The 24,552-nt window shown below is 32.5% G+C and carries 22 protein-coding genes and 1 tRNA gene; 7 read left to right on the top strand and 16 right to left on the bottom strand.

Going from position 1 to position 24,552, the window contains the following annotated elements; all coding sequences use genetic code 11:
- Window positions 1–296 precede the first annotated feature (296 nt).
- The 4 genes from mutL to G4L40_RS04555 are packed head-to-tail and all read left to right on the top strand — an operon-like array spanning window position 297 to window position 4,884.
- Entirely contained in the window at window positions 297–2,150 is a 1,854-nt protein-coding gene (gene mutL / locus G4L40_RS04570; protein ID WP_166235964.1) for a DNA mismatch repair endonuclease MutL, read from the top strand.
- Window positions 2,147–2,944 (top strand): rhomboid family intramembrane serine protease, encoded by a 798-nt coding sequence (locus G4L40_RS04565; protein ID WP_166235963.1) that lies wholly within the window; start codon window positions 2,147–2,149, stop codon window positions 2,942–2,944. The genes mutL and G4L40_RS04565 overlap by 4 nt, the downstream gene beginning before the upstream one ends.
- A gap of 35 nt (window positions 2,945–2,979) precedes the next feature.
- Window positions 2,980–3,843 (top strand): rhomboid family intramembrane serine protease, encoded by an 864-nt coding sequence (locus G4L40_RS04560; RefSeq protein WP_166235962.1) that lies wholly within the window; start codon window positions 2,980–2,982, stop codon window positions 3,841–3,843.
- A 3-nt stretch (window positions 3,844–3,846) separates the two neighbouring features.
- Window positions 3,847–4,884: an endonuclease/exonuclease/phosphatase family protein gene (locus G4L40_RS04555; protein WP_166235961.1), complete on the top strand. Its 1,038-nt coding sequence runs from the start codon at window positions 3,847–3,849 to the stop codon at window positions 4,882–4,884.
- On the opposite strand, the gene G4L40_RS04550 is transcribed toward G4L40_RS04555, so the two are convergent.
- The 7 genes from G4L40_RS04550 to G4L40_RS04520 form a co-directional block, all read right to left on the bottom strand.
- Entirely contained in the window at window positions 4,885–5,496 is a 612-nt protein-coding gene (locus tag G4L40_RS04550; RefSeq protein WP_166235960.1) for a WbqC family protein, read from the bottom strand. It lies immediately after the preceding gene.
- 127 nt (window positions 5,497–5,623) lie between these two features.
- Complete coding sequence (lepB, locus tag G4L40_RS04545; RefSeq protein ID WP_166235959.1) at window positions 5,624–7,180, bottom strand: signal peptidase I; 1,557 nt, start codon at window positions 7,178–7,180, stop codon at window positions 5,624–5,626.
- Window positions 7,181–7,280: 100 nt separating this feature from the next.
- Complete coding sequence (gene dapB, locus G4L40_RS04540) at window positions 7,281–7,991, bottom strand: 4-hydroxy-tetrahydrodipicolinate reductase (RefSeq protein ID WP_166235958.1); 711 nt, start codon at window positions 7,989–7,991, stop codon at window positions 7,281–7,283.
- A 44-nt stretch (window positions 7,992–8,035) separates the two neighbouring features.
- The gene (locus G4L40_RS04535; RefSeq protein WP_207785324.1) at window positions 8,036–8,557 is read right to left on the bottom strand and encodes a DUF5683 domain-containing protein; all 522 of its coding nucleotides are present in this window, start codon (window positions 8,555–8,557) and stop codon (window positions 8,036–8,038) included.
- A gap of 41 nt (window positions 8,558–8,598) precedes the next feature.
- Window positions 8,599–9,498, bottom strand: a complete 900-nt coding sequence (locus tag G4L40_RS04530; protein WP_166235956.1) for a ParB/RepB/Spo0J family partition protein — start codon at window positions 9,496–9,498, stop codon at window positions 8,599–8,601.
- Window positions 9,499–9,506: 8 nt separating this feature from the next.
- Window positions 9,507–10,271: a ParA family protein gene (locus G4L40_RS04525; protein ID WP_166235955.1), complete on the bottom strand. Its 765-nt coding sequence runs from the start codon at window positions 10,269–10,271 to the stop codon at window positions 9,507–9,509.
- Between the two features lie 159 nt (window positions 10,272–10,430).
- Window positions 10,431–11,558, bottom strand: coding sequence for a methionine aminotransferase (locus G4L40_RS04520; RefSeq protein WP_166235954.1), 1,128 nt, complete (start codon window positions 11,556–11,558; stop codon window positions 10,431–10,433).
- Window positions 11,559–11,632: 74 nt separating this feature from the next.
- Between G4L40_RS04520 and G4L40_RS04515 the strand changes: the two genes are divergently transcribed.
- Window positions 11,633–12,193, top strand: a complete 561-nt coding sequence (locus G4L40_RS04515) for a hypothetical protein (RefSeq protein WP_207785323.1) — start codon at window positions 11,633–11,635, stop codon at window positions 12,191–12,193.
- Between the two features lie 26 nt (window positions 12,194–12,219).
- Here the strand turns inward: G4L40_RS04515 and G4L40_RS04510 are convergent, their stop codons facing one another.
- From G4L40_RS04510 to udk, 5 genes are read right to left on the bottom strand one after another with little or no spacing between them, the layout of a single operon-like run.
- Window positions 12,220–14,691: a toll/interleukin-1 receptor domain-containing protein gene (locus tag G4L40_RS04510; RefSeq protein WP_166235953.1), complete on the bottom strand. Its 2,472-nt coding sequence runs from the start codon at window positions 14,689–14,691 to the stop codon at window positions 12,220–12,222.
- Between the two features lie 11 nt (window positions 14,692–14,702).
- Window positions 14,703–16,829: a methylmalonyl-CoA mutase gene (gene scpA / locus G4L40_RS04505; protein WP_166236023.1), complete on the bottom strand. Its 2,127-nt coding sequence runs from the start codon at window positions 16,827–16,829 to the stop codon at window positions 14,703–14,705.
- Complete coding sequence (locus G4L40_RS04500) at window positions 16,829–18,193, bottom strand: methylmalonyl-CoA mutase subunit beta (protein WP_166235952.1); 1,365 nt, start codon at window positions 18,191–18,193, stop codon at window positions 16,829–16,831. Before G4L40_RS04500 ends, scpA begins: the two co-directional genes overlap by 1 nt.
- Before the next feature lie 21 nt (window positions 18,194–18,214).
- Window positions 18,215–18,571, bottom strand: a complete 357-nt coding sequence (locus G4L40_RS04495; protein ID WP_166235951.1) for an FtsB family cell division protein — start codon at window positions 18,569–18,571, stop codon at window positions 18,215–18,217.
- Window positions 18,571–19,179: a uridine kinase gene (udk, locus tag G4L40_RS04490; RefSeq protein WP_166235950.1), complete on the bottom strand. Its 609-nt coding sequence runs from the start codon at window positions 19,177–19,179 to the stop codon at window positions 18,571–18,573. The genes G4L40_RS04495 and udk overlap by 1 nt, the downstream gene beginning before the upstream one ends.
- A 189-nt stretch (window positions 19,180–19,368) precedes the next feature.
- Here udk and G4L40_RS04485 point away from each other — a divergent pair.
- A tRNA-Pro gene (locus G4L40_RS04485) sits at window positions 19,369–19,443 on the top strand.
- A 134-nt stretch (window positions 19,444–19,577) separates the two neighbouring features.
- Entirely contained in the window at window positions 19,578–20,525 is a 948-nt protein-coding gene (trxB, locus tag G4L40_RS04480) for a thioredoxin-disulfide reductase (protein WP_166235949.1), read from the top strand.
- A 65-nt stretch (window positions 20,526–20,590) separates the two neighbouring features.
- Here the strand turns inward: trxB and G4L40_RS04475 are convergent, their stop codons facing one another.
- The 4 genes from G4L40_RS04475 to G4L40_RS04460 form a co-directional block, all read right to left on the bottom strand.
- On the bottom strand, window positions 20,591–21,427 hold the full coding sequence (locus tag G4L40_RS04475; protein ID WP_166235948.1) for a GIN domain-containing protein: 837 nt from the start codon (window positions 21,425–21,427) through the stop codon (window positions 20,591–20,593).
- A 281-nt stretch (window positions 21,428–21,708) separates the two neighbouring features.
- Entirely contained in the window at window positions 21,709–22,434 is a 726-nt protein-coding gene (locus G4L40_RS04470; RefSeq protein WP_166235947.1) for a head GIN domain-containing protein, read from the bottom strand.
- A gap of 3 nt (window positions 22,435–22,437) precedes the next feature.
- Window positions 22,438–24,186: a PspC domain-containing protein gene (locus G4L40_RS04465; protein WP_166235946.1), complete on the bottom strand. Its 1,749-nt coding sequence runs from the start codon at window positions 24,184–24,186 to the stop codon at window positions 22,438–22,440.
- Window positions 24,187–24,191: 5 nt separating this feature from the next.
- Window positions 24,192–24,521 carry a PadR family transcriptional regulator gene (locus tag G4L40_RS04460; RefSeq protein WP_166235945.1) on the bottom strand — a complete coding sequence of 110 codons (330 nt, stop codon included), beginning with the start codon at window positions 24,519–24,521 and terminating at the stop codon, window positions 24,192–24,194.
- Window positions 24,522–24,552: the final 31 nt, after the last annotated feature.

Raw genomic sequence — 24,552 nt, 5'->3', positions numbered from 1 at the left:
TGTCAAAAATTTTACGATATTTGAAAAATGAACACGTTTTTGAACATACTTCTGAAGAAAAGTAAGCGTAAACTAAAGAGCAGAATCGCATAGAGATAGCTGCTTTTTTATCTTGAGTTATCATTTTTAAATTGCTAATAATTTATTACTGTAAATGGCTTGTACTTATATTTTTAATTTTCTGGGGAGCATAAAAATCATAATTCTAACAAACTGTTTTGATTTTTTTATAATTTAACCATTAATAATTCATTATTTTTGCAAGAAACAGATTATTTACAGAGAAAAAAATAGAAATGGCCGCCAGTATTATCCAACTTTTACCCGATCATGTTGCCAATCAAATTGCTGCAGGAGAAGTCGTTCAACGGCCAGCTTCGGTGGTAAAAGAATTGTTAGAAAACGCAGTCGATGCCAAAGCTTCAGAGATCAAATTAATCGTTAAAGAAGCTGGAAAGACATTAGTTCAAGTAATTGATAATGGCTTAGGTATGAATACTACCGATGCCCGCTTATGTTTCGAGCGCCACGCCACTTCTAAAATTAGACATGCGGAAGATTTATTTGATTTACACACCAAAGGCTTTCGTGGTGAAGCATTAGCCTCTATTGCAGCAATTGCTCACGTGGAAATGAAAACCAAGCAGGACCAAGAAGAACTAGGCAATCTCATCATTATTGAAGGAAGTAAATTAATTAAACAAGACATAGCTGTTTTGCCCAAAGGAACTTCGTTTGCTGTAAAAAACTTGTTTTTTAATATCCCAGCTAGACGAAATTTCCTAAAATCGGAAACGGTTGAATTTCGACACGTAATGGATGAATTTCAGCGCGTAGCAATGGCACATCCTTCTATTTCGTTTACCTTGATTCACAATGGCAGCGAATTGTATAATTTACCAAGTTCCAATTACCGTCAACGTATTGTGAATATTTTTGGTGGAAAAACCAATGAAAAATTAGTACCCGTTTCTGAAGAGACCGAGCTAATCAATATTACAGGCTTTGTAGGAAAACCCGAATTTGCTAAAAAGAGTAGAGGAGAGCAGTTCTTCTTTGTAAATGATAGATACATCAAAAGTGCCTATCTGCATCACGCTATTATGAGTGCCTATGATGGTTTATTAAAAGAAGGAAACCAACCGAGTTATTTCTTGTATTTACAAGTGCCTCCGCATACTATTGATATTAATATTCATCCTACAAAAACTGAAATTAAGTTTGACGACGAACAGTCAATATATGCTATTTTACGATCAGCAGTTAAACATAGTTTAGGACAGTTTAATGTTGCTCCTGTTTTAGATTTTGAACGCGATGCTAATCTAGATACACCTTACCAATACAAAGATAAAGTTGCTGATTTTCCAACTATTCAGGTAGATTCAGGTTTTAATCCTTTTGCTACCGATAAACCCGCTAAAGCTTTAGCTTCTTTTGGAAGTTATAAAAAGGAATCCAATACTGCTAATTGGGAAAGTTTGTATGTTGGACTCAAACAAGATACCGATGAAATTGCTTCTTTTTCTTTTGAAAGTGAAGAAGTAACGGGAAAATTATTTGACGATGAAACGGTAGAATCTAATACCAATGCTACGTATCAAATCCATAAAAAATATATTGTAAGTGCTATCAAATCGGGTATGCTAGTCATCGATCAAGGAAGGGCACACCAACGCATTTTATATGAACAATTTTTAACTAATATTACCGTTCAAAAAGCTTCGAGCCAGCAACTTTTATTTCCTTTAGAATTATATTTTTCTACAGATGAAATGCAGTTATTAAAAGAACTAGAGCCTACTTTAGAAAATACAGGTTTTGTTTTTGATGCGTTTAAAACAGATGCAGTCCAAATTTCAGGGTTGCCAATTGCAATGACAGAAAGTGAAGTGTCAATTGTATTGGAAGAATTAATAAGCAATTTGAAAAACGAAATTCCAGAAAGCAGTTTTTCACAAAGTGACAGCATAGCTAAATCAATGGCAAAAAGTTTAGCAGTAAAAACAGGAACCTATTTATCTGAAAAGGAACAAGAAAACCTAGTGAATTCGTTATTTGCCTGTAAAGAACCAAATGTTTCGCCTTTTCAAAAACCTACCTTTATCACAATAACCGTAGATGATTTAGATAAAAAATTTGCACTATGATGAACATGACCGATACGGTAAAACAGTTGTTAATATTAAATGTTTTATTTTTTGTAGGTGCTATTTTTGTGCCTCAAGCAACTAATTTATTAGCCTTGCACTATTTTGAAAGCGATAGTTTTAAATTATGGCAACCAATTACCCACATGTTTATGCATGGCGGTTTAATGCATATTTTCTTTAACATGTTTGCTTTGGTGTCATTTGGTAGTGCCTTAGAACATTTTTGGGGTCCTAAAAAGTTTTTATTCTTTTATTTCTCTTGCGGAATTGGTGCAGCTTTAATTCATTCAGGTGTGAATTATTATGAAATACATTCTTTGTTAAACGAACTTTCTAATTTATCTGTATCAAAAGCTGATATGTACACAATGTTAAATGCAGAGATGAGAGATGGAAATACTTTTAGATCAGATTTATTATATGAGTCAACTAAACATTTACTTGATAAGTATAATTTTAGTAGTGATAATTTTGCAACATTATTTGAAATAGCATGTAGTAATCAATCAACTGCGGTTGGAGCTTCTGGAGCAATTTATGGTTTATTAGTTGCTTTTGCCTTTATGTTTCCAAATGCAGAGTTAGCTTTGATGTTTATTCCTGTGCCTATTAAAGCCAAATATTTTGTGCCTACTATCGTATTGTTAGATTTGTTTTCTGGCGTAACGGGTTACAGTATCTTTGGTGGTGGAATTGCCCATTTTGCGCACGTAGGTGGTGCTTTAGTAGGTTTTATTATGATGTGGTATTGGAAGAAAAATCAATTCAATCAAAACCGATGGGATAGATAGTTTTTAGAAGATAGAAAAAAGAACAAAGAGAAAAGATGAACATTTTAGACGATTTAAAACTACAATACAAAACAGGAGGAATGGTACAAAAGTTAATCTTTTGGAACATTGGTCTTTTTGTTGGGTTCTCACTTTTAGAAGTCGTGTTGAAGCTTTCTAATGTTGCTTTTAGTTATTTCGATTTTGTAGCCTTACCTTCAAATACAACTGAATTTTTAGCCAAGCCATGGACGTTGATTACCTTTAATTTCTTTCATGCAACTATTTTTCATTTGATTTTTAATTTATTGGTACTCCATTTTTCAGGAAGATTATTCAATATCTATTTTACCGATAAGCAATTGTTTGGGGTGTATTTACTAGGAGGAATTTGCTCAGGACTAACCTTTGTTTCAATGTATTTTATCTTAGGAAAGACATCATCATTAGTAGGAGCAAGTGGGGCTATTATGGCGCTTTTGATTGCTGCTGCAACTTACGCTCCTTTTATGTTACTGCGAATTCCCTTGATAGGAATAGTAAAACTTTGGCACATAGCATTTGTAATTCTAGTGATAGATTTAATTCAGCTACCATTAGAAAATACGGGCGGACATATTGCACATTTGGGTGGAGCACTTTTTGGGTTTGTTTACATAAAGTTTTTAAAATCTGGAACCGATTTAACAAAGCCTATTTCAGCTTTTTTAGATGTACTTGCAAATGCTTTTAAGCCCACAAAAAAAACACCATTTAAAAAAGTACATCGCAATACCACAAAAAAAACCGTAAATTCGTTTCAACAGAATAAAGATTTTACCCAAAAGCAAATTGACGAAATTTTGGATAAAATTAGTAAATCGGGTTATGATAGTTTAACAAAAGAAGAAAAAGAATTCTTGTTCAAAGCAGGTAAATAAAAAATGCAGAAACAAAGTTGGTTGAGTAAAATAATGTTTTTCCTTAATATAGTACTTACTATAGCTACTTTTGTTGCCTATACATTGCCTTTTTTAGCACCTAAAGCTTTTCCGTTTTTAAGCGTATTAACGCTAATACTTCCCTTTTTTTTATTGCTTAATTTTCTGTTTTTTGTGTATTGGCTATTGCAATTAAAAAGACAAATGCTACTTTCTGGAATGGTATTGTTACTCGGAATTTCTTTTTTACACCGTTTTTACAAGTTCTCAGAAACCAATTTACCAAATGAAGAAACCGATTTTAAATTGATGAGCTACAATGTTCGTTTATTTAACTTATATGAATGGTTGCCTAATGATGATGTCCCTTTTCAGATTTCGAACTTGTTGTTAGATGAGCAACCCGATATTTTATGTTTGCAAGATTATTCACCAAACGAAGACGTAAATGTGAATATGTATAAATATAAATTAATCAAATTAGAAGGGGATCGATTGAAATTTGGTCAAGCGATTTATTCAAAGTTTAAGATTATAAATTCTGGTGAAATTGAGTTTCCTAATTCGTTTAATAGCGTAATTTATGCTGATATTTTAAAAGATAAAGATACTTTACGAGTATATAGCATGCACTTAGAATCAGTTAAAATTAGTGCCGATATTAACGAAGAAATGGATGAAAAACGTTCAAAGTTTATTTTTAAGAATATTAGTAAAGCTTTTAGTCAACAACAACACCAATCGGAATTAATTAAAGAACATTATTTATCGTGCCACCATCCTAAAATTATTTGTGGCGATATGAACAATAGTGCGTTTTCTTACGTGTATCGAACAATTAGAGGCGATTTAAAAGACGCTTTTGAAGAAGCAGGTTCTGGTTTTGGAAAGTCATATAACTACAAATATTATCCAGCTAGAATTGACTATATTTTTGTAGAAAAAAACATTGAAGTCAAAGAGTTTTCTTCACTAGATTTTTTCATTCAAAGTGACCATTTTCCACAATTAGCCCGACTAAAAATCAATGCAAAAGAATAACTATAATTGCTGATTTTTTAAATAATCGACCGCGTAGCGACCTTCGTTAAACAACAAATCCAAGATACTTAAGTTGTTTATAAAACCATGTTTCTCATTAAAAACCTGTGTGTATTCTTCAATTTGCGTGGTATCTTTTTTTCCATTAACTAATGAACGATAATCAGTATAGTCAGTAACTTCGTGAAAGTATTCAGCGGTTTTTTGTGCTTCTATTTTGATACCTAATGAACTATTTACTAATGCAAATATTTCTAAATTTAAGTCCATGATAAACTCGTGTTTTTTCTCAAATAGTGGACGAAAATCATCTTCAAAATATTCAAAAAAAGGCGAAGTTCTATAAGCGGCTTCTAACGATTTGAAATGATTCTTTTGCCAGCTAAAGTCATTTTCAATTCGAACATCTTTATATTTCTGATGTTTGTTAATACCATGTTTTACAGGAACATTTAATAATTGCACTCCATTAGGACTATAAATATACATTCTGTTTCTATTGGTTTGCTTTTGAAAGTTGTCTTCCATTTCAAATGTAACCGAATCCGACTGAAGCATTGCAATGTAATGACTAATCGACGGAAAGTATGTAGGATGTATGAGAATGTTCATTTTGGGTAAATAGTTTTTGTGCTAACAAATATAAAATTAAAATTGTCATTTCGACGAAGGAGAAATCGCATAAAGTGAATAATTTCAAGTGATTTCTCCTTCGTCGAAATGACAAAAATGGGTTAGATTAAGCGTCTTCTTTCTTCTTCTTCTTTTTATTTCTAAAATAATCAAAAGCAAAATATCCTGCTAAAGCGAATAAGAAATATTTAAAATAAGATTGTGGTTGTCCAGTTCCGCTAACCGTTGTGAATAATCTGTCCCAACGTATGCTCCAGTTTTTAATACCATCATTAATACCATCAATACTCATCCAAATAAAGATAGGTTTTCCAACAATGTGATCAGCAGGTACAAATCCCCAATAGCGTGAATCTAAAGAGTTATGACGGTTGTCTCCCATCATCCAATAATAATCTTGCTCAAAAGTATATGAAGTAGCTACTTTACCATCAATTCTGATTTCATCACCAGTCACTTTTAAGTCTTTACCTTCATATTCGCTAATTATTTTTTTATAAAAAGGTAAGGTTTCTTTATTAAGTTCAACTGTTTTTCCCGCTTCAGGAATATATATTGGACCTAAATTATCTACATTCCAAGCTTTTGTACCAGGGAAAATTGTTTTATCAGTCTCTTTATGGATAATACGCTCTACTTTTGTAATTCCAGGAACATTTTTAATTCGCTCTACTGATTCATTTGGTAAAGCGCTAAAAATTAAAGTGTCATTAGCTATTTGACCAAAGCCATCGGTAATGTGTAATTCTTTTGCTAAATAATCTAAATTTACTTGTGTCTTTCCGTCCCAAGCTACTTTGTATGAATACTGAGGTTTAGCTCTTTCAGGAAGTATAGATTCTTTTCCGTTAATGAAAATTATACCATCTTTTATTTCAATTTTATCACCAGGTATTGCGGTACAACGTTTTACATAATTGGTTTTTTTGTCAATTGGCTTGTCATATCTTTTGTCTGCTGCTTTGTACATGTGATATAAAGTATCAGCTGGCCAGTTGAAAACTACAATATCATTGCGTTCTATTTTTTGTAAGGCAGGAAATCTAAAATAAGGCAATTGTGGTTTAGCAGCATACGATTTTACTTTTACAAATGGTAAAGTGTCGTGAACCATTGGTGCAGCAATTGGTGTCATAGGAGTTCTAGCACCATAATGAAATTTACTAACAAATAAAAAGTCTCCCACCAATAATGATTTTTCTAAAGATGAAGTTGGTATCGTAAAAGGTTGAATGAAGTAAGTATGTACTAAAGTAGCCACAATAATAGCAAAAGACAATGAACCTAATGTATCCATTGTTTTGTTTGGTGCTTTTAAATCTCGCTTTTCATGATACGTTACTTCTTGCATGTAATTTACGTAGGCAATATAAAAACCTAATGTAAACACACCTAAAAGCATGTCGCTAGTTGATTTTTTGCCAAAAGTTCTTAGTGTTTCAATCCAAATAATTGGAAACAAAAACAAATTGATAACCGGAATAAACAGCAATAATATCCAATATTTTGGACGATTAATCATTTGCATCAACACAATTCCGTTATATACCGGAATAAATGCTTCCCATGCTTTTCTACCTGCTTTTATATATAATTTCCAAGTTCCAATTCCATGAATTAATTGAACGAATAAGATAAAAAGTAACCAACCTGATATTTCCATAATTTTTATTTTTGCGATAAGCTTTAAGCCATATGCTGTAAGCTTTGTTTATTTATTATTATTTCTTATTGCCTAAAGCCTATAGCCTATAGCCTATAGCTTATAGCTTAGAGCCATTAAATAGTACATCCTTCATTGTAAAAACTCCTTTTTTGCCAATCAACCATTCAGCAGCAATTACGGCTCCTAATGCAAATCCTTCTCTGCTGTGCGCGGTGTGTTTGATTTCTATTTGGTCAACTTCACTATCATAAAAAATGCTGTGCGTTCCAGGAATATTTTCAATACGTTTTGCTTCAATGTGAATTTCATTACTAATTGGAGTTTCTAATGTCCAATTTGCATAATCAGTATGTTTGATAACACCTTCTGCTAGTGTAATTGCTGTACCGCTTGGTGCATCTAATTTTTGTGTGTGGTGAATTTCTTCCATTGAAACCTTATATTGTTTCAAATTTGCCATCATTTTAGCCAGATATTCATTCAATTCAAAAAATACATTTACACCCAAACTAAAGTTGGAACCATAAATAAAACTTCCTTTTTTTTCTTCGCACAATTCAACCATTTTCGGATAATTTGCCAACCAACCAGTAGTTCCAGAAATTACAGGAATGTCATTATTTAAACATTCTGAAATATTAGCAACGGCACTATCTGGTACACTAAAATCAATGGCAACATCTGCATTTTCTAATCCGTTAAATGAAGAATCGTGGTCTTTTCTTAATACAATTTCATGACCGCGTTCTAAAGCTATTCGTTCAATAACTTTTCCCATTTTTCCGTAACCTAAAAGTGCTATTTTCATGATGAATTAGTTGGGTTTTTAAGAAATTGTTACCCAATTTTTTGTTAAAAATTATAGGTAAGTGTTAAACCATAATTGTATTTGTAATCCAATTCGTTTTGATTCAAATCAGGTTTAACAGATAAATTATCATTTACGTTGAATTGCATTAAGTGCGCATCAACATTGGCATCAACAATATTTAATATATATATTCCTGCAGTAATTAATGCCGATAAATCTCTATTTCGTTGGTGAAATTTTTGACCTCTTATTAATTTATCATTTGTAAAATCTCCATAAGTTGGGTCGGCTTCACCTAGAGAAGTTCCGTCTAAACGTTTTTTATACTCATCTCTAAAGCCGTGATATTTTTTTTGATTCCAAGTATAAGAATAAATACCAACCCCTAATCCAATATAAACAATAGGTATTTTCCAATATTTTTTGTTATACGCTTGTCCTAATCCAGGAACCAATGCCGAATAAAAAGCTGCTTTTGCAGGTGCATTCGGATTGATAACTGTTTTTACAGTATCAGCAGGGCGCAATGACATTTCTTCCTGTGCATTTCCTTGTAAACTCAAAAAAAGACAGGTTAGTATTACTATGTAGCGAAAGACTCTCACTAAGAATTGATTAGTTTCAAAATACGATTAAAATCTTCTTCCGAATGAAACGGAATCGTGATTTTCCCTTTTCCATTACCCGCAACTTTAACGTCAACTTTTGTTCCGAAATAATTTGCAAATGCTTTTTTCTCATCTTCTTTGATGTCAAAAGAGTTGCCTTTTGCAGGTTTAGCTGTTTTTGGTTTTAAACTATCTTGGTAATTTTTAACCAAAGCTTCGGTTTCTCTTACCGAAAGATTTTGTGTTACCACTTTGTGATAAATATCGCTCTGAACATCTTGATTGTCAATGTTAATCAACGCTCTTCCATGTCCCATTGAAATAAAACCATCGCGCATTCCAGTTTGAATGATTGGGTCTAATTTCAACAAACGTAAATAATTGGTAATCGTAGAACGTTTTTTACCTACGCGCTCACTCAATTCTTCTTGCGTTAAATTGATTTCTTCGATTAAACGTTGGTACGAAATAGCCACCTCAATCGGGTCTAAATCATGACGTTGGATGTTTTCCACCAATGCCATAACCAATGATTCATTATCATTAGCCAAGCGAATATAAGCTGGAATCGTTTTTAATCCGATTAATTTTGAAGCACGCAAACGACGTTCTCCTGAAATCAATTGGAATTTATTAAATTCTAATTTTCGAACAGTAATTGGTTGAATTACACCTAATTCTTTGATAGATTTGGCTAATTCTTGTAAGGTTTCTTCGTTAAAATTTGTTCTCGGTTGAAATGGATTAATTTCAATCGATTCGATATCTAATTCAATAATATTTCCTACTACTTTATCAGCATTTTTATCCTCAACTGATTTGATATCGTTGTCTGGATCCTTTAATAAAGCTGATAAACCTCTACCTAAGGCTTGTTTTTTTACCGCTTTTGTCATCTTCTATATTATTGATTTTTCTTAATAATTTCTTCTGCTAAGTTCAAATAATTAGTAGCTCCTTTACTTGTAGCGTCATAATTAATAATACTTTCGCCAAAACTTGGTGCTTCACTCAATTTGATGTTTCTTTGAATTACCGTTTCAAATACCATATCGTTAAAGTGTTTTTGAACTTCTTCCACCACTTGATTTGATAAACGTAAACGAGAATCGTACATAGTTAACAATAATCCTTCAATATCTAAACTTGGATTGTGGATTTTTTGAACACTTTTGATTGTATTTAGTAATTTACCTAAACCTTCTAACGCAAAATATTCACATTGAATAGGAATTACAACACTATCTGCCGCTGTTAAAGCATTTAATGTCAATAATCCTAATGATGGAGCACAGTCAATAATGATGTAATCATATTTATCTTTCACACTTTCCAATGCTTTTTTAAGCATGTACTCGCGATTTTCTTTGTCTACTAATTCAATTTCGATAGCCACCAAGTCAATATGAGCTGGAATCACCGAAACGTTTGGTGCCGAACAAGAAACCGTTGCTTCTTCTGGAGTAGCACTATGTTCTAAAACTTGGTACGAACCAATTTCCACACTTTCTACATCGATTCCTAAGCCCGAACTTGCGTTAGCTTGTGGGTCAGCATCGATTAAAAGTACTTTTTTTTCTAAAACACCAAGAGAAGCTGCTAAGTTAACAGATGTAGTTGTTTTTCCTACACCACCTTTTTGATTGGCAATTGCAATGATTTTACCCATTTGATTATTGAAAATTTTAAGCCGTAAAAATACAATTATTTATGGTTTTTTCAAGGCAATTTTGTTAACAATGGGTTAAAGTGTTATTTGGCTGAATGTTAGCTTGTTTTTTTGTTTTAAAATGACTTAAAACTTCAAAATAAAACCAATTTGTAGGATTTAAATTTGATTTAGTTTTTCAGCCGCCGCCATCAAAGATTCATCGGTTTTCGCGAAACAAAAACGTAGCATGTGTCTATCCGTATTATCGTTATAAAAAACCGAAATCGGAATAGAAGCCACGCCATGATTTACAATCAATTCTTTAGCAAAATCTACATCGTTTTTATTCGAAATTTGATTGTAATTCACCACTTGAAAATACGTTCCATCACAAGGTATCAATTCAAAACGACTGTCTTTAATTAGGTTTTGAAACAAATCGCGTTTGCGTTGGTACATTTTGGAAACTTCACTAAAATCAACCACATCCAAGTATTCTGAAATAGCATGTTGCGAAAAACTATTCACACTAAACACCAAAAACTGATGCACTTTCTTCATTTCGTACATAAGATGTTCAGGAGCAATTAAATACCCAACTTTCCAACCCGTTACATGTAACGATTTTCCAAAAGAAGAAGCTATAATCGTTCTTTCGACTAATTTTGGACGTGTATTAAACGAAATATGCGGTTGCGAAAACGTAATATATTCATAAACTTCGTCTCCCAAAACTAGGATTTGAGGATGTTTTTCTAAAATGGTTTCTAAAGCTTCAAAATCTTGTTCGGTCCAAATTCTTCCCGTAGGATTGTGCGGATTGTTGATGACAATCATTTTCGTTTTAGTCGAAATTGCGCTTTCAATTTGGTTGAAATTGGGTGTGTAATCATCGTTTAATGAAACACGAACAGGTTTTCCACTGGCAACTAAAACCGAAGGTTCATAACTGTCATAACTTGGATCTAAAATCAATACTTCATCACCTTGATTAACAAACGTATTAATCGCTGTAAAAACGCCTTGTGTAGCGCCAGCGGTAATCAACATTTCGTTTGCTGTATTGACTTTTCTATCGTATTGTTTTAAGGTTTGATTCGCAATTTTTTCCAATAACGAACGCAAACCCGCCATTGGCGTATATTGGTGAATATTATCTCGAATAATACGTTCCGATATTTGCAACAAACGTTCGTCTTCTGGGAAATTGGGAAATCCTTGCGATAAATTAATAGCGCCGTGTTGATTCGCTAATTGCGACATTACGGAAAAAATACTGTTGGTGATGCTAGGTAGTTTTGACATGAAACAAAAATATAAAAAATATACACGCTCTAATTTCTTCAAATTACTTTATTTTGTGATTTAATTCTGAGATTTTGAAGATAATCATATTAACACCGAAGGAAATTGAGCGAGAAAAAGTCCTAAACGCTTTAGCTCGAATTCCGAATTTGAATCATACGTACGAAGTAATCGTTTCTGGAATTGGTCGTGAAAGTACGGCTAAGGCGATGATGCAACTGCCACCACACGATATTTGTGTGTTAATGGGTTTTGCTGCGGTAGTAGGAAAAGAAGCCCATTTACCCGATTATTTGCATTTAGGAAAACCTATCGAAATTACCAATGCCTCGCTATACGGTTACGAAGGCGGTTTGTTTGAAAACGGAAAACCTATCATTACCGAAAAACCAAAGCTAAATTTACCTTGTTTGTCTTCTTTAACTTCCGATAAGTTTGTAAGAACAACCGATTTAGCCGAAAAAATGGTTGTCAATATGGAAGATTACACTTTTAAATTTTTGAAAAAACCACAAGATTTTATCGTGCGTATCATCTCCGATTTTTTACCTCACGAAACCGAAATCGACTTTTTTGAAGAAGTGAAAAGTATTGATTTTTTGGAAGGTGTGAAGGCGATGGATTTAATAAATTAAAAACCAGCTGTTGAGCTGGTTTTTTGTTAAATCTTCTGTATAACTTCTAGTAAATGGTCTCTATATTCTTGTGGAATATAAGATAATTTAGTGTTTAGTATTCGTATTGATTCTTCTTTCTGCCCTTTGTGAGCTGAAAGTTTTATTTTCATTACATTTAAAATGTTCAATTCATTTGTGTTTTGAGAGGCGTATTTTCTTTCATATTCTGTTACAACATTTTCCATCTCTTGAATGTTATTTGACTTTTCTAAAATATTGAATTTTCTTCTCAAACTAAAATTTTTGATTCCAAATTCTCTAATCGTTTCATTAATAACCTCTAATGCTTTAGCACTATTTTCTCTGACAAAAAGATAATAATCTGCTTCAGCCATTTGCGCCATTTCTTTTGCTTTCGGGGTATTGATTTTTCTTAGTTCATCAATTAAGAACAGTAGTTTAGCTTCATTTTCTTTTGGGGATCTTCTTACAAGACAATCAAAATATGCTTGGATATGATATGGATTGTCTTTGAAATTCTCATAATTAAATTTAGCTTGGTCAAATGCTTGATCAAATAACTCAAGATTCAATAAAACTTGTACTAATTCCCTTTGTGCTCTTGAAAAATTAGGTCTTTTTTTAATGGCAATATTGTATTGTTCAAGTGCGAATTCAGGTTTGGATATCATTCTATAATAAAATCCGAATAAGAAATGGTATTCAGGAGTTTCATAGAAGAATTGAACTTCTGTCTTAAATCTATCATCTTTTAATCTAGCAAGAGCTAAACATAACCAGTTTTTGATTTCTCTTAAAAGACTTAAATCAATTTTAGCTTCTTTTTCAAGAACTCTATCAGCCAATATCACTACTTTTTTATAATCTTTATCCTTTTCGTATAAAAAAATCATTGTTTTTAGATAGTGAGAAGGTAGAAGTAGTTTGTTTTGAAATTTATAATCATTCAATAAAGCACCTTTTAGTGAGTAAAAGAAGTCAGAAACATCACTTTCGACCATATTATCTTCTTTGGTGAATTTTTCTATGTGTTTTTTTAATTTATCTTTTATACTTTGGTCTATTGAGTAATTAGCTCTCATTAAGAAGTTTTTTATACCTTCATTTAGTCTAAGATAATCTTTATCGGCTCCAATATATTCAATTACAGCTCTATTGTTTAATTCTCTTAATAAGTCTTCTAAAATTGAATCTGAAGCTTGCTCGGTTATTTCAGAAAGCAATTCATAACTGATGAAATCAAATTCAGTTAAAATCGATAACACGTTTTTTGTAAGACTATCTTTTTCAATTTCGTCAACAATTCGTCTGAAGTTTTCTTTGTTATAATCTTGAATGATTTCTATTTGTTCAATTGCCTCTTTTACAGAAGTGCTTTCTATGAAATTGATACAGTAAAAGATTTGTTCTGGAAATCCAATTAGATTATCAGACAATGTTTTCAACTGCTCAGTATCAATATCTATTTCAAAAATTTGCGCACATCTTTTTAAAAGACCACTTTTTTCCTTATTATTTAATTCTTGCAATTCTAAAGCAAATACTTCGTCAAAATTAATTATTGTGTGCTGTCTTAATCTATAGTTTGAAGAAATGCATAGTGTTACTTCATGTTGAAGTCCCTTTGAATTTACACTTTTTAGAATATTTGTGAACCAATTAACCAATAGACCTTCAGGAGTAATCAAACAACCATTATCTTCAATTAGAATTATTTCTTTAGAAATTTGGCAATCAGCAATAAGTTCTAGAGCAATTTCAATCTTTTTCTCTAGCCCGATTTCTAAAAAGTTTGGAAATTCTCTTTTTTCAGAAAAGCCAAGATCATAGATTTTAATAATAAAGTCTTCAATACTTTCTCTTGATGTTAAAGAAATGATTGGAAAGTCATATGATTCTTTGAAGATAATATTTGCCTTTAAAAGAGCTTTTTTCATAAAACTTCTTTTACCAATTTTACTAAAGCCAGTTGTGAAGATAGCAATAGGATTTTCTTTATTTATATCATCTATTCTTTCCTCAAATTTGTTTAACTGGTCATTTCTACCAACAAAAAGTTGGTCGCGGAGTTTTATTTTGGGATGTTTTTCCCAAATAATTTCTCTAAGTCTCCTGTTGATTACTTTTACAATTTTCCCTTCACGTAAAATAGGTTTTAGATTGTATTCATCTGCCATCCATTCCGGGATTCGACTATCATTGTGAGTAATGTTTTTATCAATTATTATTGGAAAAATTCTTTTGATAAATTTTTCATCGAGTTTTTCTTTAGCAATTAATATTTCTTCTTTAACCCATTTTGAGTTAAGAGATTCGTCACTAATGAATAAGACAAATAAATCTGTAGAATCTAATGCGATTAAAATCTCTTCAAGATTTTTCATGCCTTCTTCGAAAGATTTTGAATCAATTATTGATTTACTTCCTAAATCTTGTGAAACTTTTGTTACTAATTCTTTTTGAAAACTGCTATGTGATAAAAACGCTTTTGCCATATGTTCTTTTTTTACTCCTCCAATAAAACTTCCAAAATCGTAATCGCGGCATCGCTAATTTTAGTTCCAGGACCAAAAACCGCTACAGCTCCGGCATCGAATAAGAATTGATAGTCTTGTGCTGGGATAACTCCACCAACAATTACCATAATGTCTTCTCTTCCGTATTTTTTTAGTTCTTCAATTACTTGTGGTACTAAAGTTTTGTGTCCTGCTGCTAATGAAGAAACACCTAAAATGTGTACGTCGTTTTCTACCGCTTGTTTCGCAGCTTCTTGTGGCGTTTGGAATAACGGACCAATGTCTACGTCAAAACCTACGTCGGCATAACCTGTTGCTACTACTTTGGCGCCACGATCGTGACCGTCTTGTCCCATTTTCGCAATCATAATACGAGGACGACGACCTTCTTTCTTCGCGAAAGCGTCGGCTAATTGTTTTGCTTTTTCAAAACTTTCGTCGTTTTTAATTTCTTTACTATACACGCCGCTAAAACTTCTAATTTGTGCTTTATATCTTCCGAAAACTACTTCTAAAGCATCACTAATTTCGCCTAATGTAGCTCTGTTTCGTGCTGCTTCTACTGCTAAAGATAGTAAATTTTCACCACCATTTTTCGCGCTTTCAGTTAATTTTGCTAAACATTCGGCAACTTTAGCGTTATCTCGAGTGGCTTTAATTTGTTCTAAACGTTCAATTTGTTGTTTGCGCACCATTTGGTTATCCACATCTAAAATATGTAACGGATCTTCTTTTTCCAAACGGTATTTATTCACCCCAACAATAATATCTTGACTGCTGTCGATACGAGCTTGTTTGCGAGCTGCAGCTTCTTCAATTCGTAGTTTTGGAATTCCAGCTTCAATGGCTTTCGTCATTCCACCAAGCGCTTCTACTTCTTCAATTAATGCCCAAGCTTTTTCAGCAATTTCAGCTGTTAAACTTTCTACATAATAACTTCCTGCCCAAGGGTCAACTGTTTTGCAAATTTTGGTTTCTTCTTGTAAAAAGATTTGGGTATTACGCGCAATTCGAGCAGAGAAATCGGTTGGTAAAGCAATCGCTTCGTCCAAAGCATTGGTGTGTAACGATTGGGTTCCTCCAAAGGCTGCAGCTGCTGCTTCAATCGCAGTTCGGGCAACGTTATTAAAAGGATCTTGCTCTGTTAAACTCCAACCCGAAGTTTGGCAATGCGTTCTTAAAACTAATGATTTTTCGTCTTTTGGGTTGAATTGTTTTAATAGTTTTGCCCAAAGCATACGACCGGCACGCATTTTAGCAATTTCCATAAAATGATTCATTCCAATCGCCCAGAAAAACGAAAGGCGAGGAGCGAAGGTGTCAATATCCATTCCAGCTGCTAAACCAGTGCGAATGTATTCCAAACCGTCTGCTAAAGTGTACGCCAATTCAATATCAGCAGTAGCTCCCGCTTCTTGCATGTGGTAACCCGAAATCGAAATCGAGTTGAATTTTGGCATATTTTTACTCGTATATTCAAAAATATCCGCAATAATTTTCATCGAAGGCGTTGGTGGATAAATGTAAGTATTTCGCACCATGAATTCCTTCAAAATATCATTCTGAATCGTTCCCGACAATAGGTTAGGAGTAACGCCTTGTTCTTCCGCAGCTACGATATAGAAAGCCATAATTGGTAAAACCGCACCATTCATCGTCATCGAAACCGACATTTCTCCTAACGGAATTTGGTCGAAAAGTACTTTCATGTCTTCCACCGAGTCAATCGCTACTCCAGCTTTTCCAACGTCACCAACCACTCGTTCGTGGTCAGAATCGTAACCTCTGTGAGTCGCTAAATCGAAGGCAACCGAAAGACCTTTTTGTCCTGCAGCTAAATTTCTTCTGTAAAAAGCATTACTTTCTTCTGCTGTAGAAAATCCCGCATATTGACGAATCGTCCAAGGTCTGCGAACGTACATAGTTGCGTAAGGTCCGCGTAAATTGGGTGCAAAACCAGCTCCAAAACCAAGATGCTCTAAATTGGAAATATCTTCTTTAGTATAAGTTGGTTTTACTTCGATGCCTTCGGCAGTTGTGAAGTGTTGTTTTTCAGAAACTTCTGATTTCTGACTTTTAACTTCTAACTTTAAATGTTGTATATCTTTTCTCATGATTATTGCTCTTGAGATAATCGTTCTTGTTCTAATTTTTCAGCCAAACGTTTTTCGATAATCGGTGTGATTAACGTTTTTCTGGCGTTTTGTTTTACGAAAGGATACAATTCCAAATCGTTTTTCATTTGGTCGTTTTTGTTTGGATACTTGTTGGTTCCCAATAAAACTTCTTTACCTGAATCGAAAAGTTCTTGTTCTTTTTGCGCGCTTTCGTTGATTTTTCTTTGGATAGTTCCATCAATTAATTGCGAAATCAATCCGCCATTTTTCTCGATGTCTTTGAATAATTCCAACGCTTTTTCAGCTAATTGCTCTGTTAACGTTTCAATGTAATAAGCTCCATCAGAAGCGTTATTCACTTTATCAAAATAACTTTCGTGTTTTAAAACTAACAATTGGTTTCTCGAAATTCTATCGCCAAACTCGTTGTCTTTGTGATAAATGGCATCGTAAGCTAAATTCGCAACTGCATCCGCTCCACCAAGAATTGCACTCATACACTCAGTAGTCGTACGCAACATGTTTACGTTGTAATCGTATAAGGTTTTGTTGCGTTTTGTTGGAGTTGCTACGATATGACAATCGAAATTATGATTGTATTCTGCTGCTAATGTATTGAATAAAAGGCGTAAAGCTCTTAGTTTTGCGATTTCGAAAAAATAATTCGTTCCAACGGCAACTTCAATTGTAATCGGTTGGTTGATAGCTGGAATTCTATTGAAATATTCGTTTGCTTGCGCTAAAGTGTAAGCTAATTGTTGTACGATATTTGCTCCTGCATTTTGATAAATTCCGCTTGAAATAGTTAAAAATGGAACAGTTGTTTTTGAAGCAATTGTATTTAGTTTTTCAAAATCCTTTTCAAGATTTTCAAACCAATTTCCGTCTTTTACTAATTGCCCGATTGGGTCATTTTGAATAAAGGTGTTGGCTTTATTTTTTGAAGCAAAATCGTTGATTTTAGTTGCGAAATCGATTGATAAAAATGGCAAATTGAAATAATAATTTACATTTTCTAACGGAAGATTTTGCATTAATTCTTCAATAGAAATGGTGTCATTTTCTAAAGTAAATCGAACACTTTCTGCTCCTCTTTGTAATGTTTCTAAAGCACGAGCATTCGATTTTTTTACATCGTGAACAAAAATATTTTGAACAATTGCAAAAGGTTTAGAAGGAGTGATGGCATTCAAATTCACCTCAGTTTCATCATTGTGATAAAACGGTTTTACTTTAATCCCTTCTGGACTTTCCCAAACTAAGGTTTCGTTGTAATCAGCACCTTTTAGTTCGTATTGAATTTGTTGCTTCCATTGTTTGGAAGAAACGGCTTCAAAATCGGAAAATAAATTGTTGTTAGCCACGAATTATGTATTTAATTGTTACTATTTGTTTTTTTCGGCTTCAGCTTCTTTTTCGGCTTTTTTGTCGTCTTCAAATTCAATGATGTAGATGTCTTCATTTTCGCGTTTCATGTAATATTTTTCGCGAGCATATTTTTCGACTCTATCATTGTTTTTTAAGTGTTTGATGCTGGCACTATCTTTTTTGATTTCAGTTTTGTAGTAGTTGATATTGTCTTCAATTTCTTCAATTTCTTTATCTAAAACACGGTGTTCTAAATAGGAGTAATTGTCTAAAAACAAAATCCAAATGGTAAAGAAAATTAACACCAAAACATAGCGGTTCGCTAAAATTTTTAGGAACGGATAATTGGTAATTAAATTCTTTAATTTTTTCATTATACTAATCTTTGGTTGATTACAGCACGAACTACATCGATAGCTACCGTATTGTATTTATCGTTAGGAATGATAATGTCAGCAAACGCTTTTGTAGGTTCGATAAATTGTTCGTGCATTGGCTTTAAAGTGGTTTGATAACGATTCAAAACTTCTTCCATGTCACGGCCACGCTCTGCAATATCACGTTTTAAACGACGAATTAATCGTTCGTCAGAATCAGCATGCACATATACTTTAATATCAAACATATCTCTTAATTCTGGATTTGTGAGAATTAAGATACCTTCAACAATCATTACTTTTCTTGGGTGTGTGATGATTTTATCATCTGTTCTGTCGTGTGTTACAAAAGAGTAAACCGGTTGTTCTATTGTTTTTCCAGCTTTTAACTCTTTAAGATGTGCTACTAACAATTCAAAATCAATCGCTCTTGGATGATCAAAATTGATTTTTGTACGTTCCTCATAACTCAAATGATGTGTTTCTTTGTAGTATGAATCTTGTGAAATGATACCTACTTCAGAAGAAGGTAACTCATTCATAATTTGATGTACAACTGTAGTTTTTCCACTTCCGGTGCCACCGGCAATTCCAATAATTAGCATAAAATGTTGAATAGTTTTGTTTTAGCAAAAATAGAAATAATATTCTATGTGTTTTTTGTTTTGATGAGAAAGTTTTGGGAATAAGTGCTAAAAAAATATAGGTTGTTTGATGTGTTTATTTAATTTCAAAAAAAATATTTAATTTATTTGTTAGAATAGAATTTAGTTATATATTTGCAACCTCATTTACGGGGTGTAGCGTAGCCCGGTTATCGCGCCTGCTTTGGGAGCAGGAGGCCGCAGGTTCGAATCCTGCCACCCCGACAAAAAACCTTCTTGATTGTTCAGGAAGGTTTTTTTATTTTAAAAAACTATACTTAGATAGTTAAAACTAATTTATTTTTAAGAAATAATTTTAATTAAAAACTTACATTTGCTACTCTTAAAAGAATAAAGTTATGTCAGATACAATTGAAAAAGTAAAATGTTTAATTATAGGTTCTGGTCCAGCAGGTTATACTGCGGCTATTTATGCGGCTAGAGCAAATATGAATCCTGTTTTATATCAAGGACAACAACCAGGTGGTCAGTTGACAACAACCAATGAGGTGGAAAACTTTCCAGGCTATCCTGAAGGTGTAACCGGACCAGAAATGATGGTGCAGTTACAAGAGCAAGCAAAACGTTTTGGTTCTGATATTCGCGATGGTTGGGCTACAAAAGTAGATTTCTCTGGAGCTATTCATAAAGTTTGGATTAATGATACAATTGAAATCCATGCAGAAACGGTAATTATTTCTACTGGAGCTTCGGCTAAATATTTAGGATTAGAATCTGAACAACATTATTTAAAATTAGGTGGTGGCGTTTCGGCTTGTGCGGTTTGTGATGGGTTTTTCTACAGAAATCAAGAAGTAGTAATCGTTGGAGCAGGAGATAGCGCTTGTGAAGAAGCACATTACTTATCTAAATTATGTAAAAAAGTAACAATGTTAGTGCGTAGTGATAAATTTAGAGCTTCTAAAATTATGGCTGAACGTGTTCAAAAAACAGAAAACATTGATATTTTAATGCATACTGAAACAGAAGAGGTTTTAGGAGACGGACAAGTTGTTACTGGAGTTAAAGCTAAAAATAGAGCTACAGGAGAAGTTGTTGAAATTCCAGCTACAGGATTTTTTGTAGCAATTGGTCACAAACCAAACACGGATATTTTTGCAGACTATATTACGTTAGACGAAACTGGTTATATCGTAAATGTTCCAGGAAGTTCAAAAACAAATGTTCCAGGTGTGTTTGTAGCGGGTGATGCGGCAGATCATGTATATCGTCAGGCAATTACTGCTGCTGGAACAGGCTGTATGGCGGCTTTAGATGCGGAAAGATATATTGCTTCAAAGGAATAACTCACAATAAAGAAAACAAAAAAAATCCGACAAAAGTGTCGGATTTTTTTGTTTATAATGAATTGTTATTTTTCTTTTTTATAAAGTGTCGTGTTGTTAGTAAACTTTTCTATAGTAATTTTTTGTTCGCCAAATAATTCAATTTCTGATTTTCCTGCAGCTTCAATAGTGATTTCTTTACTCACATTTACTTCACATTTTGCATAACTCTCGGTGTCTAGTTCTAAATCTCCAATTACGAATTTTTGTGCTAGTAAATTACTACTATTGTCTAATCGTATTTTTGCATTTGCAGCATTACCTTCAATAGTAGCCTTGCTTTTTTGATACATATCAATTTTAACTTCTGGAGAAGCAACAAGCGCTTTTAGTTCGCTACTTTTGCTTAATTCAAGATTTGTGCTTTCTGCTTTAACATTAATTTCTGCTTCTGCTTTGTCGTCTAAAACTAAGGCAAAATATTTTGATTTTACATTTAAAAATGATTTTGAATTGTCGTAGTTTTTAATAGTAATATTGTCTAATTCTAAATCAGCTAGTGCTTTTATTTCTACTTCATTTCTGGCAGTAATTAACTTTAAACTATCTGAATAGTTGATACGAATGGCAAATTTTTTAACACCCGATGCTTCTTTTAAAGAAGTTACTCTTAAAGTATTGCCTGTTACTTCAAAATTAATGATGTCGTGAAGATTGTCATCAGCTTCTATTTCTAAAGAAGGTTTATCACCTTTAACTAATAATACTTCAAAATTGTCGCAAACTTCAATATTTTCAAAGCTTTTTATTTCTTTAATGGCTACAGTTACTATTTTTGAACCTTTAATTTTTTCTTTCTTTTGGGCCAAAGAAAAAGATGTTACTAGTAAAGCAACTAATAGAAATGGGATTTTTTTAAACATTTTAATTCGAATTTGTTTTTACAAATATAAAAAAAAACACCAGTGAAAGTACTGATGTTTTAATTTTGTATTTATAGTATAGATTCTATCAAGTTTGCGATAAAAGTAAATACAAATTCTATTATTTGAATAACTAACTTTATCATGAGAGTCGAATTTAGTTTGTTTAGTTGTATTGTTTCTGTAAAAATAATTCTTTGTATTAATTCAGGCTGTTAATTTTATACTAATTATTTGTTAAATGAACTGAATTAATTTGATAATGAATAGGTTATAGTTTGTTAGTTTCCTTCAACACTTCCACCAGATGTTTCTTCTTTTTTAATTGTTTTAGGTGTTTGTACATAATAAATTGAACTACCACTGGAAGCTTTTGCATCTAATTTTACGATTGGTTTTACAGAAGTTGAACTTCCGCTTGACGATTGAGCAAAAACGTCATTTGCTGCTAATTGTTTGGCATCGATTTCGCTACCACTTGATGACGCGGTTTCTAGTTTTAATGCTTTTCCAGAAACAGTAATATTACTTCCGCTCGATGATTCGCAACTTACATTTTCATATTCTAACAAGGCTTCAATTTCACTTCCACTGCTTGATTTTACGGCAATTGTATTTCCTTTCAAGGTGTTTTTAGAAGTAATTGATGAACCGCTTGATGCTTCTAGTCCTGTAATTGAATTCATTTTTACTCTTACATCTATAGAGGACATAGTATTTATATTTCCTTCTATTTTAACAATTAGAGTTCCGTTTTCAACCTTTGTAATTACATATTGCATTAAGTTGTCATCGGTTTCTACTTCAACATCTGTTGGTGTGCCTTGCTCCACAATGACCGTAACTCCAGTACTTGACGAAATTTTGTCAAAAGCTTCATCAATAGTTCTTTTTTCAGTAATAATATTGCCACTTCCATCAATGCCGTTACCTAAGTTAAGATTAGCGTTGCATGATGTTAGTGCTACTAATATGAAAAGAGCCAATATTTTGAATGTAGTTTTCATATTTTATTTTGTTTTGGTTTCTTTTTTAGTATCAATTTCAATTTTTACGTTTTGAACTTCTTCCTTTACTTCTTTGATTTCTTTTTTTATCAGAACACCATTTTCGTCATAAATAATTGTTGAAGTTGAATCGTTAACCATTTCATTGTTTTCAATATCTCCATATTCATTTTCTGAAAGAGGACAATTTAAACATTTCACTTTTTCTTTATCTACTCTATATATATAATCCGAAGAACTATAGTGTAAGTTGAAGAAATCGTTGTCAGATCGATCAAAATGGTCAAAGTTTTTGTTAGTTTTAAATAATGTGCCTTTTGGTAAATACAAGTACAATGCTACTTCCTGACCTCTAAATTTGTTTTCAATAGCAGAAATTAAATAATTATCTAAAATTAATGTATTTCCTTCAATTTTGTATCCATATTTAATTTTTTCAGCTCTTTTATTTGCTTCAGCTGCAGATTTTCCACGAGCTAATTTTTCTACTTGAATATATGGCACCATTTCATCCGTTTCCATAATTTCTATGGTAACATTATTTGAATAGATGATCTCGTTTTTATTTTCGTCTTGTGTTAATTTAAAGTCAGTTTCATGGTAACTATTTTTTGAATAGAAATCATTATTTTTGAATTTAATGTTTAAAGTGTCATTTGGAGTTAAAATGATTTCTTCTTTTTGAACCACTTTTCCTTCATATGCCATTTGAGTTGCTTCATTAATTCCTAATGAAATTGCAATTCCCAGAGCAATAACCCATAGCGCAATTAGGGTATAAGTAGCGATATTTCCAATTGATTTTAAATTGTTTACTAATAACTTTAATCCTAATAAAAGCAAGAAGAAAAAAGGAATTCCGAAAACCAAAATAACTAATATACCTTGTACCCAAAGTGGCGTTTCTAATCCAATAGGCGTTTGAATATTGTTTAAAATATAATTGTCTGGCATTGTAGAAGAAAACATCATAACTATTCCTGTAATAATAAATCCAAGAAGCGAAAATGAAGCTACTAGTACGATGATTGCACCTACGAATATTGCAAATATTTTGAATATTGTTTTAAAAATTTCTTCAAAAGTTGAACCTATTTTTTCAGCTCCTGATTTTGCTGTACTTGCAATTTTTTGATGATCAATATTGCTTATTTTTGAAGAAATATCATCAATTCCTTCCTTTACTTTTCGTTCAATATTTGATATATTAATTGGTTCGCCTCTCATTTCAAGTTTTTGAGTGGTAGTAATCGCTTCAGGAACTAAAACCCATAACACAATGTATACAAACAATCCTGTACCAAATCCAAAGAATAAAATTACCATTATGATACGTAACCAAAGTGCATCTATTCCTAAATAGTGACCTAATCCAGCCATTACACCACCAAGCATTCCATTTTCTTTATCTCTAAACAATCTTTTCGATGGATAATAATAGTTACTTGATGATGAAGTTGAAGTATTTGATTGATAAGATGTTTTTTCATCATCAATTTTATAATCTTCAGGTTGCCCCATGATTCCAATTACTGCGTCAATTTCTATTAAGCCAATGACTTGTTTATCGTTTTTAATGCGCTCTTGAAATAATTCTGCAATTCTACTTTCAATATCTTTCATGATTTCTTCTCTTCCATCAGGAGCAAGAGAGCGTTTCACCGCATCAAAATAACGCGATAATTTTTGATAGGCGTCTTCATCAATATGGAAGAAAAAACCTCCTAAATTTATACTTATTGTTTTGTTCATGACTCTTAGTTTTGACTAGTTATTATGTTCACGGCATCTGCTAATTCTTTCCAAGTGCCGTTTAATTCTTGTAAAAAATCTTTCCCTTCTTCGGTTAATCCATAATATTTTCTTGGTGGTCCCGATGTTGATTCTTCCCAACGATAATTTAATAATCCATCGTTTTTTAATCTTGTTAATAAAGGATATACTGTTCCTTCCACTACAAGTAATTTTGCGTTTTTTAGCGTGTCTAATATTTCAGAAGTATATGCGTCTTTTTCTTTTAATACAGATAAGATGCAAAACTCTAAAACACCTTTTCGCATTTGCGCTTTAGTGTTTTCAATGTTCATAATTCCTTTTGATTTTTTTAATTAAACTGTT

The sequence above is a fragment of the Flavobacterium celericrescens genome (assembly GCF_011392075.1).
GTDB classification, from domain to species: Bacteria; Bacteroidota; Bacteroidia; order Flavobacteriales; family Flavobacteriaceae; genus Flavobacterium; species Flavobacterium celericrescens.
The sequence above is the reverse complement of the archived record's forward strand: the minus strand, read 5'-3'. Positions and strand labels throughout refer to the sequence as shown.